Source organism: Xanthomonas sp. SHU 199, from assembly GCF_000364665.1.
In the GTDB taxonomy this organism is placed as follows: Bacteria; Pseudomonadota; Gammaproteobacteria; order Xanthomonadales; family Xanthomonadaceae; genus Xanthomonas_A; species Xanthomonas_A sontii.
The window spans coordinates 1-15,486 of record NZ_AQOI01000479.1 but is presented as its reverse complement, the minus strand read 5'-3'; the positions used below and the strand labels follow the sequence as shown (position 1 = coordinate 15,486).

Sequence of the window (15,486 nt, the reverse complement as noted above, 5' to 3'; positions counted from 1 at the left end):
AAAAGCCGGTGCCGGCGGGGCAGCGGCCGATCTTCGTCGTGCAGCTGCACCACGCCAGCCGCCGCCATTACGATTTCCGCCTGCAGGTCGGCGATGCGCTGAAGAGCTGGGCGGTGCCGAAGGGGCCGAGCTACGACCCCAAGGTCAAGCGCATGGCGGTGGAAGTGGAAGACCATCCACTGGACTACGCCACGTTCGAGGGCGAGATCCCGCAGGGCGAATACGGCGGCGGCCACGTCGCCCAGTTCGATCACGGCGTGTGGAGCAGCGCGGACGATCCGCAGGCGCAACTGGCCAAGGGCCATCTGCGCTTCGAACTGTTCGGCGACAAGCTCAAGGGCGGCTGGCACCTGGTGCGCTCGGGCAAGCCGGCGCGGCAACCGCAGTGGCTGCTGTTCAAGGAGGACGACGCCTTCGCCGGCGATCTGGAGGCGGATGACCTGCTGGCCGATGTCACCGCGGCGCCGGCGCAGGACGTCAAGCGTGCCGGCGCCGGCAAACCGGACAAGCGCAAGGTCACGGTGGTGGCGCCAGTGCGCAAAGGCCGCCGGACGAACTGGGCCAAGTTGGCCGAGGCGCTGCCCGGCGCGGTGTCGGCGGCGGCGCCGGACGGGCCGTTCGCGCCGCAGCTGGCCCGGCTTGGCGACGCGCCGCCACAGGGCGCGCAGTGGATCCACGAGATCAAGTGGGACGGCTACCGGATCCTGGCCACCGTCGCCGACGGCGTGGTGCGGCTGTGGTCGCGCAACGCGATCGAATGGACCGACAAGATTCCCGAGATCCGCGATGCCATCGCCGCGCTGGGCCTGCGTTCCGCGGCGCTGGATGGCGAACTGATCGCCGGCAAGGGGACCAAGGAGGACTTCAACCTGCTGCAGGCTGTGCTGTCCGGCGAGCGCCAGGGCAAGCTCGCGCTGGCCCTGTTCGACCTGTTGCACCTGGACGGCATCGACATCGCCGCCGCACCGCTGTCCGAACGCAAGGCGCTGCTGCAGCGGCTGCTGCAGGGCGCCGATGCGCACCTGGCCTTCAGCTCGCACATCGACGGCGACGGCGACGCCGCGTTCCAGCTCGCTGGCACGCAGCACTTCGAAGGCATCGTCTCCAAGCGCGCCGACCGCGGCTACCACGGCGGCCGCAGCGACGACTGGCGCAAGACCAAGCAGCTGCGCTCGGACGAATTCGCGGTGGTCGGCTATACCGCGCCCAAGGGCAGCCGCAGCGGTTTCGGCGCGTTGCTGCTGGCGCGGCCGGATCCCGAGCATGGCTGGCTGTACGTCGGGCGGGTCGGCTCCGGCTTCTCCGACGCGCTGCTGCGCGAGCTGACCGCACTGATCGGCAAGGCCGGCAGCACCACGCCCAGCGTGCACGTGCCCACTACCGAGACCGACCTGCGCAGCGCGCGCTGGTTCGCGCCGCGCTTCGTGGTGGAGGTGTTCTACCGCGGCATCGGCGGGCAGCAGTTGCTGCGCCAGGCCTCGCTGAAGGCGGTGCGCCCGGACAAGGACATCGCCGACCTGGGCGATGCCGACGCACCGGCACCGCGCGCGGCGGCGGCGCGGGTGACGCCGGCGGCCAGGAAAGCCAAGGCAGACGCAACGGCCAAAACAACGAAGGCGACCAAGGTGGCGAAGGCGGCGAAGTCGAGCGAGAACAAGACCGGCGGTCCCCGGCGCAGCAAGCGCAATGTCGCGGCCACGGGCACCGCGCGCACGCCGCCGACCCTGTCCAGCCCGGGCCGCGTGGTCTTCCCCGACATCGGCGCGACCAAGCGCGAGGTCTGGGACTACTACAGCGCGGTGATGGATCACCTGCTGCCGGAGATCGCCGGTCGCCCGCTGTCGATCATCCGCTGCCCCGCCGGTGCCGAACGCGCGTGCTTCTTCCAGAAGCACCACACCGCCGGGCTGGAATTGGTGTCGTCGGTGCGGTTGAAGGAAGAAAGCGGAACCCAGGCCGAGTACCTGGTGGTCGAGGATGCGGCCGGGCTGCTCGAACTGGTGCAGTTCAACGCCCTGGAATTCCATCCCTGGGGCGCCAAGGCACAGCGCCCGGACGTGGCCGACCGCGTGGTGTTCGACCTGGATCCAGGCCCGGCCGTGCCTTTCGCCGAGGTCAAGCGCGCCGCCACCGACATCCGCAAGCTGCTCGCGCAACTGGAGCTGGAATCATTCCTGCGCGTGTCCGGCGGCAAGGGCCTGCACGTGGTGGTGCCGCTGGCGCCGGGCTGCGATTGGGACCTGACCAAGCGCTTCGCCCATGGCTTCGCCGACGCACTGGCGCAGTCGCAACCCGAGCGCTTCCTCGCCACCGCCAGCAAGCGCCTGCGCAACCAGCGCATCTTCGTCGACTATTTGCGCAACGGCCGCGGCGCCACCGCCGTGGCCTCGTACTCGCTGCGCGCCCGCGCCGGCGCCCCGGTGGCGATGCCGCTGGCCTGGAGCGACCTGTCCAGGCTGCACCGCGCCGACGCCTTCAAGCTGCGCGACGTCCCCGCCAAGCTGAAACGGCGACGCAAGGATCCGTGGGCCGGCATCGACGCGCTGAAGCAGAACCTGGCGCGCTGGGCCGAAACGGAGTGAGCAAAGCCCCTCTCCCCCCGCGAGAGGGGTTGGGGTGAGGGTCGGGGCGCGAAGCGACTCGCTGAGATTGAACACGAGCGACCGCACCCTCATCCGCCCCTGCGGGGCACCTTCTCCCTAGGGGAGAAGGGAAAAGCCGAGCCCCTCTCCCATCGGGAGAGGGGTTGGGGTGAGGGTCCGGCGCGTAGCGACTCGCTGAGATCGAACGCGAGCGACCCGTACCCTCATCCGCCCCTTCGGGGCACCTTCTCCCGAAGGGAGAAGGAGGAGCAAAGCCCCTCTCCCGTCGGGAGAGGGGTTGGGGTGAGGGTCCGACCGCCAGCCAACTCACCCGCCAACCCACGCACCCACTACCCCGTCGGCCCACCCATCACCGGCAGGATCGCGCCATTGATGTAGCTGGCGGTGATCGGCGAGGCCAGGAACACGTACGCCGGCGACAGCTCCTCCGGCTGCGCCGGGCGTCCCATCGGGTTCTGCTTGCCGAATTCGGCCACGTCCTCGGCGGGCTTGTCGGCAGGATTGAGCGGCGTCCACACCGGCCCCGGCGCGACCGCGTTGACGCGGATGCCGCGCGGCTGCAACTGGCTGGCCAGGGCCATGGTGAAGGCATGGATCGCGCCCTTGGTCGCCGAATAGTCCAACAGCGACTTGCTGCCGAACAGCCCGGTCTCCGAACCGCTGTTGACGATCGCCGAACCACGCTTGAGATGCGGCAGCGCCGCGCGCGCCATGTGGAAATAGCCGGCGATGTTGGTCTGCAAGGTCTCCTGCAGATGTTCCTCGCTCAGGTCCTCCAGCGCATCGCAATGCAACTGGAACGCGGCGTTGTTGACCAGCACGTCGAGCCCACCGAAGGCTTTGACGGTCTGCGCCACCGCGTCCTCGCAGAACGCCGGATCCTTCACGTCGCCGGCGATGGCGATGCAGCGGCGGCCTTCGTTCTCGACGTGCTGGCGGGTGACCTGCGCATCCTCGTGTTCGTCCAGGTAAAGCACCGCCACATCCGCGCCCTCGCGCGCGAACAGCACCGCCACCGCGCGCCCGATGCCCGAATCGGCACCGGTCACGATCGCGCTCATGCCGCGCAGCTTGCCGCTGCCCACGTACTCCGGCGCCTCGAAGCGCGGCTGCAGCGCCAGCTCGTGCTCGTTGCCCGGCTTGGCGAGGTGCTGCCTTGGCATGCGTTGCGGCTGCTTGCGCGGCCCGGCCTGGCCGGCGTCGTCCGGCTTGGCGCGCTTGGGCTTGGGCTTGGCGTCGCCGGCATCGACCGCGCGCTGCAGCGCGCGTTGCTGCTGCACGGTCTTGTCGCTGGACGACGCCGTGGCGCTGCTGCGCTTGGACGGGGCGGACTTGGTGGCGGCAGGACGCTTGCGGGAGGCCATCGGCAATACTCCGGATGCGGGAGGAGGACGCGGTCGCGCAGTCCTCCTCGAAGGGAAGGAACGGGCGTCGTTCAGGCGCGGTCGGCGAGACCGCTGACGCCGGCGTGCTGGGCGCAGTGCGCGCAGCAGAACATGCGCTCGCCGGCCTGCACGCCGTGGCCGACGATGCGGCACTCGCAGTGGCTGCAGCGCCGGGCGAAGGCGTGGATGGCGCACTCGAACGAATCGAAGGTACCGCTGCGCGCGCCCTGGGTCAGGGTGAAGGCCTGGTCGTCGTCGTTTCCGCAGACATCGCAGGTGGCCATGATCGGCTCCGGTTGCTGGGGGAATCCCGAGTCTGTCCCCGCCGGCGGCCACGACCGGTGAAACCGCCGGCGCGATCTCTTCATGCGGCGCAAACATGCGCCGCGACAGGCTCGCGCCATCGATCGAAGGAGACGCCCCATGATCCGCCACCCGCTTGCCCGCCTCGCCCCGTTCGCCGCCGTGCTGCTGCTCGGCGCCTGCAGCACCACCCAGGTGGCGCAGGTGCAGCCGATCGACGGCGTCATCTCCGGCCAGTGCCATATCGACAAGGTCCGCGGCGCGGTCGGCCTGGCCGCCTCGCGCATGACCGTCGAACGCGCCCGCGTCGACAGCGACAGCCTCAAGGTGCAGGTGGTCAAGAGCAGCGTCAGCGACAACGGCGCCACCTCCAGCGGCGTGGACAGCGCCAACCGCGGCGCCCGCGAGACCGGCGGCGACCGCCTGACCGTCGAGATCGGCCCGACCAACAACATCACCACCGTGTATTGCGGCTGATCCGCGTCGCCGGGCCCGCCCGCCGCGCCCGCGGCGGCGCGGTGCTCAGGCGCGCTTGTGCGCCGCGGGCGTGGCCTTGCGCTTGCTGCGGTGACCACTGCCCTGCGTGTCGGCCGCCGCACCCTTGCGCATGGCCCGCGCGGCCTTGCGCAAGGGCGGCGCCTTGGCCGAGGTACGGCCGGCGGCCTTGGCCGCCTTGCGTGCTGCGGTGCGTGCCCGCCCCAGGTACTTCAGCGTGATCAGATCCCACTGCCGTTCGCCGCGCACGCCCTCGCATAGTCCGTGCAGGCGGCCGCAGCGCCAGCCGTCGAACACGCACGGGTCGATATAGGCCTTGCGGCACACCGCCGGGGTGTTGCCGAGCGCCTCGGCCACCTCACGGATCACCGCGTTCTGCGCCTGCGCCAGCGCGCGCTCGCCGCCGGTGTCGGGCAGCGGCAGCGCGGCCAGCCGTTGCAGCGCGGCGCGGGTGCCGCCCCAAGTGCGGAAGTCCTTGGCGGTGAAGCTCTCGCCCATCGCCTCGCGCAGGTAGTCGTTGACCTCGCCGGAGTCCACCGGCTGCAGCTGGCCGTCGTCGTCGCGGTACTGGAACAGCGCCTGCCCGGGCAGTTGCTGGCAGCCACGGATCAGCTTGACCAGGTGCACGTCGTCGACCTCGATGTCGTGCTCCTGGCCGCCCTTGCCGCGGAACTGCAGCCGCGCACGGCCGCCCTTCACGAACGCCAGGTGGCGATTGCGCAGCGTGGTCAGGCCGTAGGAGCGGTTGCTGCGCGCGTATTCGGCGTTGCCCACGCGCACCAGGGTCTCGGCCATCAGCGCCACCACCATCGCCAGCACCTTGTCGCGCGGGTAGCCGGGCAGCGCCATGTCGCGGCGCAGGCGCCGGCGCAGCCGCGGCAAGGCCTGGCCGAAGGCGACGATGCGCTCGAACTTGCCATCGCCGCGCACCTGCGCCCAGTCGGCGTGGTAGCGGTACTGCTTGCGCCGGCGCGCGTCGCGTCCGGTGGCCTGCAGGTGACCGTTGTCGCGCGTGCAGATCCACACCTCGGTGTAGGCCGGCGGGATCGCCAGCTGGCGGATGCGCTGCAGGGTGGCGGCATCGCGCACCGCGCTGCCGTCCGGCAGGCGGTAACCGAAGCCCTTGCCGGCGCGGCGGCGGACGATGCCCGGCTCCTGATCGCTGACATAGACCAGGCCGGCGCTGCTGGCGGCCTGGCGGGACTGGCGGGCACGCGCCACCTCGGCCGCGGCGGTGGAACGGGACGCGTTGGACATCGGACCTCCGGAAGCCGGAACCGCGGCCCGCGCCGCCGGTTCCACGAACATCGATTGTCGGCAGTGCCGCGGCTAGGCCGCGTGAGCGATCGCCGCCTGCGACATGTCGGTCCACCGCTGCGGAAGGTGCTGCAGTCCGTGTGGGAGGGACTTCAGTCCCGACGCCTGACGCGGTCAGCTCGCATCGGACGTCACGCGTCGCGGCTCAACCCATTCCCGCAAGGCGTGTCAGCGTGCCGGTTAACGCCTGGCGAACGCGCGGTGTCCGATCCTGTCGCCACCGGAACCTGCGCTGCGCCGGCGCCTGCCGTCGCCCGGCGAGACGACGGCGACGCAAAGCGCATCACACGCTCTATGCTTCACCCCTCTTCCCTCCATCCATAGGAGCCCCGATGAGCAACCTCCTTTCCTCCCGTGCGTCAACGCGTGCCGGCCTGCTCGGCACGGCCTGCCTGGCGCTGGCCCTGGCCGCCTGCGGCGCGCCGCCGCCGGACGAGCAGGAACAGGTGAGCGCCAAGGCGCAGGCCGCCGCGCAGCAGGCCGCCGCGCCGGATCCGGCCAACGCGCCGGACGCCCCGCCGGTGGGCACCTGCGATGCCTCGCAGGCGCAGGGCCTGGTCGGCCAGACCTTCGCGCCGACGCTGCTGGACCAGGCGCGCAGCGATGCCGGCGCCAAGACCGCGCGCGTGCTCAAGCCGAACCAGGCGGTGACCATGGAGTTCAACGGCGAACGGCTCAACATCGAGGTCGACGAGAAGAACCAGATCACCGGCGTGCGCTGCGGCTAGGGCCTGTCCCCCATTCCCAGGCGGGTCGCGCCGCCCTTGGGCGTGCCCGGGGCAAGGAAGCGCGAGGGAGTGGACGTCTGTCCATGACCGGGCAATGACGCAGTCCCGGGACGCACAACGGCAGGTGCTGGGGCGCCGCCAGGACGCCTGGCGCGGCGGCGACGACAGCGCCGCCGCCAGCGCTGAAGTTGCAGGTGTAACGGTGTATTGCGGCACCGCACCAACTATGTTTTAGTCGGGATTCCGGTGACCTCAAGAAGCGCTCCAGGACAGAGCGGGGGCGAGTGTCGCCGCGTTCCTTCGGATCGCTTTCAGAGGCAGACATGGCCCCCCGCAACCGCCACGGGCTCTACGACCCCCAAGACGAGCGCGATGCCTGTGGTTTCGGCATGGTCGCGCAACTCGACGACCAACCTTCGCGGGCGCTGGTGGATACCGCCATCGCCGCCCTGTCGCGCATGACCCACCGCGGCGGCGTCGCCGCCGATGGCCTCACCGGCGACGGCTGCGGCCTGCTGATCCGCAAACCCGAGCCGTTCCTGCGCGCGCTGGCGCGCGAGGCCGGCATCGCGGTCGGCGCGCGCTTCGCTGCCGGCAACGTGTTCCTGCCGCGCGACGATGCCGACGCGGCCGCACGCTGCCGCCAGGTGCTGGAAGAAGAACTGCGCCGCGTCGACGTGCAGCCATGCGGCTGGCGCCTCACCCCCACCGACGATGCGGTGTGCGGGCAACTGGCCAAGGACACCCTGCCGCGCATCGAGCAGGTGTTCGTCGACGCCGGCGCCGATCAGAGTGAAGACGCGTTCGCCCTGGCCCTGTTCCTGGCGCGCCGCCGCGCCGAGCAGCGCCTGCGCGAGGTCGCCGATTTCTACGTCACCACGCTCTCGCCCAACGGCATCAGCTACAAGGGCATGGTGCTGCCGGACAAGCTCAGCACCTTTTACCCGGACCTGCAGCGCAACGACCTGGCCTCCAGCGCCATCGTGTTCCACCAGCGCTTCTCCACCAACACGCTGCCGCGCTGGCCGCTGGCGCATCCGTTCCGCCTGCTCGCGCACAACGGCGAGATCAACACCATCGAGGGCAACCGGCACTGGGCGCAGGCGCGCAGCAAGGTGTGGAAGACCCCGCGTTTCGACATCGCCGAGCTGGACCCGGTGATCTCCATGCACGGCTCCGATTCGCAGAGCCTGGACAACATGCTCGAGCTGCTGGTCGCCGGCGGCATGGACCTGCTGCAGGCGCTGCGCATCCTGGTGCCGCCGGCCACGCAGTCGCTGGAGTTCAAGGACGCCGACCTGGCCGCGTTCTACGAGTTCTACGGCCTCAACACCGAGCCGTGGGACGGCCCGGCCGGCATCGTCGCCTGCGACGGCCGCTACGCCGCGTGCATGCTCGACCGCAACGGCCTGCGCCCGGCGCGCTGGATGCTGACCTCCGACCGCCACTTCCTCGTGGCCTCCGAAGTCGGCGTGTGGGAACTGCCGGCCGAGCGCGTCACCCGCAAGGGCAAGCTCGGCCCCGGCGAGATGATGGCCATCGACCTCAAGCGCGGCGACCTGCTCGATTCGGACGCCATCGACCGCATCAACCGCGGCCGCGCCCCGTACAAGCAATGGCTGCAGCAGGGCGTGACCTACCTGCAGACCGAACTGATCGACCCCTCGCTGGTCGAGGAGCCGTTCGACGAGCGCACCCTGCGCAGCTACCACAAGCTGTTCCAGCTCAGCACCGAGGAAGTGGAGCAGGTGCTGCGGCCGCTGGCCGAGACCGAGCAGGAAGCCACCGGCTCGATGGGCGACGACACGCCGATGGCGGTGCTCAGCCGCCACACCCGGCCGCTGTACGACTACTTCCGCCAGGCCTTCGCGCAGGTCACCAACCCGCCGATCGACCCGCTGCGGGAAGACTGCGTGATGTCGCTGACCACCCAGCTCGGCAAGGAGACCAACATCTTCCATGCCGGCCCGGAGACGGTGAACCACGTCATCCTCAACTCGCCGGTGCTCAGCCAGCGCAAGCTGCGGCAGTTGCTGAAGATGCCGCAGTACCTGACCCGCAACGCGCAGATCGACCTGTCCTACAGCGTCGAGGAAGGCCTGGAGGCCGGGCTCAAGCGCATCTGCGCCGAGGCCGAACAGGCCGCGCGCGACGGCAAGGTCATGCTGCTGCTGACCGACCGCTACCCGGTGCCGGAGCGGCCGATGGCGCATGCGCTGCTGGCCACCGGCGCGGTGCACCACCACCTCTCGCGCGTGGGCCTGCGCTGCGACGTCAACCTGATCATCGAGACCGGCACCGCGCGCGATCCGCACCACATGGCCTGCCTGCTCGGCTTCGGCGCCACCGCGGTGTATCCGTACCTGGCCTACCAGACCCTGTTCGACCTGGGCCGGCGCGGCATCCTGCTGCTCAAGAGCGGCGGCGAGCAGACCCAGATCGGCCGCAAGTACCGCAAGGGCATCTACAAGGGCCTGTCCAAGATCATCTCCAAGATGGGCATCTGCACCATCGCCAGCTACCGCGGCGCGCAGCTGTTCGAGATCGTCGGGCTGGATCCGGACGTGGTGGCGCTGTGCTTCCCGGACACCGCCGCGCGCATCGGCGGCGTCGGCCTGGCGCGGCTGGACACCGAGGCGCGGCAGCTCGCCGCGCGCGCCTGGAACGACCTGCTCAAGCCGGAAGTGGGCGGCCTGCTCAAGTACGTGCACGGCGGCGAGTACCACATGTACAACCCGGACGTGGTGCTGACCCTGCAGCGCGCCACGCGCAGCGGCCTGCAGGCCGACTGGGACGCCTACGCCGCCGCGGTGCACGGGCGCCCGGCCTCGGCCCTGCGCGACCTGCTGCAGCTCAAGCGCGCTGAGACGCCGACGCCGCTGGACGAGGTGGCGCCGGCCGAGGACCTGTTGCGTCGCTTCGACACCGCCGCGATCAGCCTCGGCGCGCTGTCGCCGGAGGCGCACGAGGCGCTGGCGATCGCGATGAACCGCCTCGGCGGGCGCAGCAACTCCGGCGAAGGCGGCGAAGACCCGGCGCGCTACGGCACCGAGAAGCGCTCCAAGATCAAGCAGGTGGCGTCCGGCCGCTTCGGCGTCACCCCCGAATACCTGGTCAACGCCGAGGTGCTGCAGATCAAGGTCGCGCAGGGCGCCAAGCCCGGCGAAGGCGGCCAGTTGCCCGGGCACAAGGTCAACGAACTGATCGCGCGGCTGCGCTACGCCAAGCCGGGCATCGGCCTGATCTCGCCGCCGCCGCACCACGACATCTACTCGATCGAAGACCTGGCGCAGCTGATCTACGACCTCAAGCAGGTCAATCCCGGCGCGCTGGTGTCGGTGAAGCTGGTCAGCCATGCCGGCGTGGGCACCATCGCCGCCGGCGTGGTCAAGGCCGGCGCCGACCTGATCACCGTGTCCGGCCACGACGGCGGCACCGGCGCCAGCCCGGTCAGCTCGATCCGCTACGCCGGCGTGCCATGGGAACTGGGCGTGGCCGAGTCGCACCAGGCGCTGGTCGCCAACGACCTGCGCGCGCGCACCATCCTGCAGACCGACGGCGGCCTGAAGACCGGCCTGGACGTGGTCAAGGCCGCGATCCTGGGTGCGGACAGCTTCGGCTTCGGCACCGGGCCGATGATCGTGCTCGGCTGCAAGTACCTGCGCATCTGCCACCTCAACAACTGCGCCACCGGCGTGGCCACCCAGGACGAGCGCCTGCGCGCCAACCACTTCGTCGGCCTGCCCGAGCGCGTGGAAAACTTCTTCCGCCTGCTGGCCGAGGAAGTGCGGCAGTGGCTGTCTTACCTGGGCGTGCGCTCGCTGGACGAGATTGTCGGCCGCACCGAACTGCTGCAGCAGTTGGACATCTCGCCGCGCGAAGGCGTGCGCGTGGACCTGTCGCGGCTGCTCAAGGACGTGCGCCACGACGGCGGCCACTGCGCCGCGCAGCGCCTGTACGAATCGCCGGACAGCCTGGCCACGCAGATGGACGGCCTGCTTGCCGACGCCATCGCGCACAAGCGCGGCGGCGACCATCGCTTCCTGATCCACAACACTGACCGTTCGATCGGCGCGCGCCTGTCCGGCGCCATCGCCCGCGTCCACGGCAACCACGGCATGGACGATGCGCCGCTGACCCTGCGCTTCCGCGGCTCGGCCGGGCAGAGTTTCGGCGCGTTCAACGCCGGCGGCCTGCACCTGGAGCTGGAAGGCGAGGCCAACGACTACGTCGGCAAGGGCATGGCCGGCGGCCGCCTGGTGGTGCGTCCGCCGCGCGGCGCGCGTTTCGAGGCGCGCAGCACCGCGATCATCGGCAACACCTGCCTGTACGGCGCCACCGGCGGCGAGCTGTACGCGGCTGGCCGCGCCGGCGAGCGCTTCGCGGTGCGCAACTCCGGCGCGCTGGCGGTGATCGAGGGCGCCGGCGACCACTGCTGCGAATACATGACCGACGGCATCGTGCTGGTGCTCGGCAAGGTCGGCCTGAACTTCGGCGCCGGCTTCACCGGCGGCCTGGCCTACGTGCTCGACGTGGACCGCGACTTCGTCGACCGCTACAACCACGAACTGATCGACATCCACCGCATCTCCGCCGAAGGCTTCGAGAGCCACCGCCAGCACCTGCACAAGCTGATCAGCCGCCACCGCGAACTGACCGGCAGCATCTGGGCGCAGCAGATCCTCGACGAATTCCGCGACTACGTCGGCAAGTTCTGGCTGGTCAAACCGAAGGCGGCGAGCATCGAGTCGTTGACGGAGTCGCTGAGGCGAGCCGCTTGATGGTGGTGCCGGGAATGGGGAATGGAGAATCGGGAATGGTAAAAGCCCGGCTCGCCAGCTCCCCTTCCGCTCACGCAGACCCGCTTTTCCGATTCCCCATTCCCCATTCGCGATTCCCAGCCCTATGAGCCGCAAGCACGCCTTCCAGTTCCTCGACCTGCCCCGGCAGATGCCGCAACGCATTCCGGTGGAACTGCGCACCTCCGGCGACTGGAACGAGCTGTACGGCAAGTTCGACAAGGCCGACGCGCAGTACCAGGCCGGGCGCTGCCTGGATTGCGGCAACCCGTACTGCAGCTGGAAGTGCCCGGTGCACAACGCCATCCCGCAGTGGCTGCAGCTGGTGCAGGAAAACCGTATCGAAGAGGCCGCGGCGCTATGCCACAGCACCAATCCGCTGCCGGAGGTGTGCGGCCGGGTGTGCCCGCAGGACCGCCTGTGCGAAGGCAGCTGCACGCTGGAGGAATTCGGCGCGGTCACCATCGGCGCGGTGGAGAAGTACATCGTCGATACCGCGCTCAACAACGGCTGGCGCCCGGACCTGAGCCAGGTGGAACCCACCGGCAAGCGCGTGGCGGTGATCGGCGCCGGCCCGGCCGGGCTGAGCTGCGCCGACCGTCTGGCCCGCGCCGGCATCCAGGCGGTGGTATACGACCGCTACGAGCAGATCGGCGGGCTGCTGCAGTTCGGCATCCCCAGCTTCAAGCTGGACAAGAGCGTGATCGGCAAGCGCCGCGAAGTGCTCGAAGGCATGGGCGTGCAGTTCCGCCTGGGCGTGGAGATCGGCCGCGACGTGAGCCTGGAGCAGTTGCTGGAGGAGTACGACGCGGTGTTCCTGGGCACCGGCGCCTACCGCTACACCGACGGCGGCCTGCCCGGCCAGGACCTGCCCGGCGTGCTGCCGGCGCTGCCGTTCTTGGTGCAGAACAGCCGCATCGTCGGCGGCAACGATCCCTGGGGCCGGCCGATCGCCGGCTGGGAAGACAAGATCGCGCTGCCCGATCTGAGCGGCAAGCGCGTGGTGGTGCTCGGCGGCGGCGACACCGGCATGGACTGCGTGCGCAGCGCGATCCGCCTGGGCGCGGCCAAGGTCACCTGCGCCTACCGCCGCGACGAGGCCAACATGCCCGGCTCGGCGCGCGAGGTGGCCAATGCGCGCGAGGAAGGCGTGCGCTTCCTGTTCAACCGCCAGCCGCTGGCGGTGGAAGCCGATGCCGCCGGCAACCTGGCCGGCGTACGCGTGGTGCAGACCCGGCTCGGCGAGCCGGATGCGCGCGGGCGCCAGGCCGCGGTGCCGGTGGAAGGCAGCGAATCGCTGCTGGACGCGGACGTGGTCATCATCGCCTTCGGCTTCTCGCCCAGCGTGCCGGACTGGCTGGCGGCGCAGGGCGTGGAAGGCACCGCTAACGGCCGCATCCTCGCCGGCAGCAGCGAGCCCGACGGCAGCGGCCGCCTGCCGTACCAGACCACCAACCCGAAACTGTTCGCCGGCGGCGACGCCGTGCGCGGCGCCGACCTGGTGGTGACTGCGGTGGCCGAAGGCCGCGACGCGGCAGCCAGCATCGCCGAATGGATCGGCAACCGCCTGCCGGTGACGACCCAGGCTGCGGCCTGAGCGACGCTGCGAGGCTGCTGCAGCGTTCGGTTAGTTCGGCGGCGACGACGGCAATACTTGCTCGACTGGGCGATGCGACCTCCGACCGCATCGCCGAACCGCTGCGCTCTGCATTCGAGATTGGAGGACGCCTGGAGCGGCCGGCCTCCAGCAACGTCGCCTGCGCTGGCCTCGGCATGGACCTCGTCGAACGCTACCGCCTCGCCACCGCCGCCGCCGGCAGCGATCGCCTTCACCAACGCCACCACCACGGCGCAGGTAGCGTCGCTGGCATCTAGCGAACACCTTCTCCACCGCTCATCCTTCGCCGCTAGTCCAACCTGGCGCGCCGGCGATGGAAGCATGGCCGCGACCTCGATCACGCCGCTGCCGACGGCTGCACCACGCACCTGATGTGACGCCGCCGACGTCCGCGCGCAGCGTGTCCGCGCCAGGTGAATGCCGGGCTAACACGGGTGCGTGCAGGCTGGCGATCACGGGCGCGATCCTTGCACGCTTGCGCCTGCCGTCCCGCACTCCCCCGAGCGGGCGGCGCTCCCCCTTCACTCCAGGAAGCTCCCCCATGTCGCTTTCCTCGTCGTGTTCCCCGCGCTGGCGTTCCCTGCCGCTGGCACTGCTGCTCGCCACCGTCGCCTGCAACGCCGCCGCCGAAGGCCGCAGCGTGCTCAAGTACGCCGGCGTCAACCTGTCCGGCGCCGAGTTCAACTCCGGTAAGAAGCCCGGTGTGCTGTACAAGGACTACACCTACCCGACCGCCGGCGACTACAGCTACTTCGCCAGCAAGGGCATGAACACCATCCGCCTGCCGTTCCTGTGGGAGCGCCTGCAGCCCACCGCCAAGGGCGAGTTCGACCCGGCGCAACTGGCGCTGTTGAAGAAGGCGGTGGAGCAGGCCAAGGCCAACCACCTGTACCTGATCCTGGACCCGCACAACTACGCCAAGTACAACGGCGCGCTGGTCGGCAGCGAGGGCGCCCCCGACGACGTGTTCGCCGACCTGTGGCGGCGCCTGGCCAAGGAGTTCAAGGGCGACGACCACGTCATCTTCGGGCTGATGAACGAGCCCAACGCAGTCTCCTCGACCGACTGGGCCAGCGCGGCGCAGGCGGCGATCGATGCCATCCGCAAGGCCGGCGCCAACAACCTGATCCTGGTGCCGGGCACCGCCTACACCGGCGCGCACAGCTGGCGCAGCACGGCCTACGGCACGCCGAACGCGGTTGCCCTGCAGCCGCTGAAGGATCCGCGCAACCGCATGGCGTTCGAAGCGCACCAGTACCTGGACCGCGACAACAGCGGCACCAAGGGCGAGTGCGTCAGCGCCACCGCCGGCGCCGAGAAGCTGGCCGGCTTCGTCAGCTGGTTGCGCGAGAACAAGAAGGTCGGCTTCATCGGCGAGTTCGCCACCGCGAATACGCCCACCTGCAATCAGGCGCTGGAGAACATGCTCAGCTACATGCAGAAGAACGACGACGTGATTCTCGGTTGGACCTGGTGGGCCGCAGGTGCGTGGTGGAAGCCCGACTATCCGTTCAACGTGCAGCCCGGCAAGGACGGCAGCGAGAAGCCGCAGATGGAGATCCTGTCCAAGTACGCGCGCGAGATCACCGGCAAGAAGTGAGCGGTCGCTGCCGGCGCCGCCTGTCGGCAACGCGGCAACACGCCATGCAACGTGTGCGACGCGCACGCCTGGCATAGCGCATGCAGCGATCCAGTACCGGTTCGCGCTGCCAATCGCCGCACAGATCCATGCATGCGCGCACGCAGCGCATCGCCTCGTCCTCGGCAATGCACTACGGTGTCCGCACACCGTAGTCATCAGCCCGGCCTGGCATCTCCTCGGCCGGGTTCCCCCTCTGATGCCGAAGGAGACTCACCATGATCGCGCGCACCTTGCGGCGGCGGTCGAGGCACGCCTGGCGTGCCGCGCTGCTGCTGTGCCTATCCGTTCCGCTGTCGTCGCTGCAGGCGCAGCAGGCGCTGCGCTTCGCCGGCGTCAACCTGTCCGGTGCCGAGATCGCGCCGTCGAAGATCCCCGGCATCGTCGGAGTCGACTACACCTATCCGCGCAGCAGCGACTACACCTACTTCGCCGGCAAGGGCATGAACCTGCTGCGCCTGCCGGTGCGCTGGGAACGCCTGCAGCCGCAACCGCGCGGCCCGCTCGACGCCGCGCAACTGGCGCTGATCGACGACGCCGTGCAGCAGGCCAAGGCGCAGGGCATGTACGTGATCGTGGACATCCACAACTACGCGCGC

11 protein-coding genes are annotated in these 15,486 nt (G+C 70.1%); 8 read left to right on the top strand and 3 right to left on the bottom strand.

Translation table 11 applies throughout. The features are described from left to right. Positions 1–8 precede the first annotated feature (8 nt). Entirely contained in the window at positions 9–2,582 is a 2,574-nt protein-coding gene (gene ligD / locus D183_RS0115070; RefSeq protein WP_441366099.1) for a DNA ligase D, read from the top strand. A 350-nt stretch (positions 2,583–2,932) separates the two neighbouring features. Here ligD and D183_RS0115065 read toward each other — a convergent pair whose 3' ends face one another. Both D183_RS0115065 and D183_RS0115060 read right to left on the bottom strand, forming a co-directional pair. After that, positions 2,933–3,967, bottom strand: coding sequence for an SDR family oxidoreductase (locus tag D183_RS0115065; RefSeq protein ID WP_017909737.1), 1,035 nt, complete (start codon positions 3,965–3,967; stop codon positions 2,933–2,935). Positions 3,968–4,038: 71 nt separating this feature from the next. Then, positions 4,039–4,272: a hypothetical protein gene (locus D183_RS0115060; RefSeq protein ID WP_017909736.1), complete on the bottom strand. Its 234-nt coding sequence runs from the start codon at positions 4,270–4,272 to the stop codon at positions 4,039–4,041. Between the two features lie 139 nt (positions 4,273–4,411). On the opposite strand from D183_RS0115060, the gene D183_RS0115055 reads away from it, so the two are divergent. Further along, the gene (locus D183_RS0115055) at positions 4,412–4,768 is read left to right on the top strand and encodes a hypothetical protein (RefSeq protein ID WP_017909735.1); all 357 of its coding nucleotides are present in this window, start codon (positions 4,412–4,414) and stop codon (positions 4,766–4,768) included. A gap of 45 nt (positions 4,769–4,813) precedes the next feature. On the opposite strand, the gene D183_RS0115050 is transcribed toward D183_RS0115055, so the two are convergent. Further along, a complete protein-coding gene (locus D183_RS0115050; protein ID WP_232757280.1) occupies positions 4,814–6,094 on the bottom strand; it encodes a DNA topoisomerase IB in 1,281 nt (426 codons plus the stop codon). 341 nt (positions 6,095–6,435) lie between these two features. Between D183_RS0115050 and D183_RS0115045 the strand changes: the two genes are divergently transcribed. From D183_RS0115045 to D183_RS0115025, 6 genes are all read left to right on the top strand, one after another. Next, positions 6,436–6,831: an I78 family peptidase inhibitor gene (locus D183_RS0115045; RefSeq protein WP_017909733.1), complete on the top strand. Its 396-nt coding sequence runs from the start codon at positions 6,436–6,438 to the stop codon at positions 6,829–6,831. Between the two features lie 323 nt (positions 6,832–7,154). Continuing rightward, the gene (gltB, locus tag D183_RS0115040; RefSeq protein ID WP_017909732.1) at positions 7,155–11,612 is read left to right on the top strand and encodes a glutamate synthase large subunit; all 4,458 of its coding nucleotides are present in this window, start codon (positions 7,155–7,157) and stop codon (positions 11,610–11,612) included. 124 nt (positions 11,613–11,736) lie between these two features. Further along, positions 11,737–13,227: an FAD-dependent oxidoreductase gene (locus tag D183_RS0115035; RefSeq protein ID WP_017909731.1), complete on the top strand. Its 1,491-nt coding sequence runs from the start codon at positions 11,737–11,739 to the stop codon at positions 13,225–13,227. After that, positions 13,182–13,505, top strand: coding sequence for a hypothetical protein (locus D183_RS27540; protein ID WP_157835217.1), 324 nt, complete (start codon positions 13,182–13,184; stop codon positions 13,503–13,505). Before D183_RS0115035 ends, D183_RS27540 begins: the two co-directional genes overlap by 46 nt. A gap of 284 nt (positions 13,506–13,789) precedes the next feature. Further along, positions 13,790–14,848: a glycoside hydrolase family 5 protein gene (locus tag D183_RS0115030; protein ID WP_017909730.1), complete on the top strand. Its 1,059-nt coding sequence runs from the start codon at positions 13,790–13,792 to the stop codon at positions 14,846–14,848. 257 nt (positions 14,849–15,105) lie between these two features. Further along, on the top strand, positions 15,106–15,486 hold a 381-nt coding region (locus D183_RS0115025; RefSeq protein ID WP_017909729.1), incomplete at its 3' end, for a glycoside hydrolase family 5 protein.

Bases quoted from the DNA above. Each gene is read 5' to 3' on its own strand.
- gltB (WP_017909732.1), top strand. From the start codon at position 7,155: ATGGCCCCCCGCAACCGCCACGGGCTCTACGACCCCCAAGACGAGCGC.
- D183_RS0115055 (WP_017909735.1), top strand. From the start codon at position 4,412: ATGATCCGCCACCCGCTTGCCCGCCTCGCCCCGTTCGCCGCCGTGCTG.
- D183_RS0115065 (WP_017909737.1), bottom strand. From the start codon at position 3,967: ATGGCCTCCCGCAAGCGTCCTGCCGCCACCAAGTCCGCCCCGTCCAAG.
- D183_RS0115035 (WP_017909731.1), top strand. From the start codon at position 11,737: ATGAGCCGCAAGCACGCCTTCCAGTTCCTCGACCTGCCCCGGCAGATG.
- D183_RS0115045 (WP_017909733.1), top strand. From the start codon at position 6,436: ATGAGCAACCTCCTTTCCTCCCGTGCGTCAACGCGTGCCGGCCTGCTC.
- D183_RS0115050 (WP_232757280.1), bottom strand. From the start codon at position 6,094: ATGTTCGTGGAACCGGCGGCGCGGGCCGCGGTTCCGGCTTCCGGAGGT.
- D183_RS27540 (WP_157835217.1), top strand. From the start codon at position 13,182: ATGGATCGGCAACCGCCTGCCGGTGACGACCCAGGCTGCGGCCTGAGC.
- D183_RS0115060 (WP_017909736.1), bottom strand. From the start codon at position 4,272: ATGGCCACCTGCGATGTCTGCGGAAACGACGACGACCAGGCCTTCACC.
- D183_RS0115030 (WP_017909730.1), top strand. From the start codon at position 13,790: ATGTCGCTTTCCTCGTCGTGTTCCCCGCGCTGGCGTTCCCTGCCGCTG.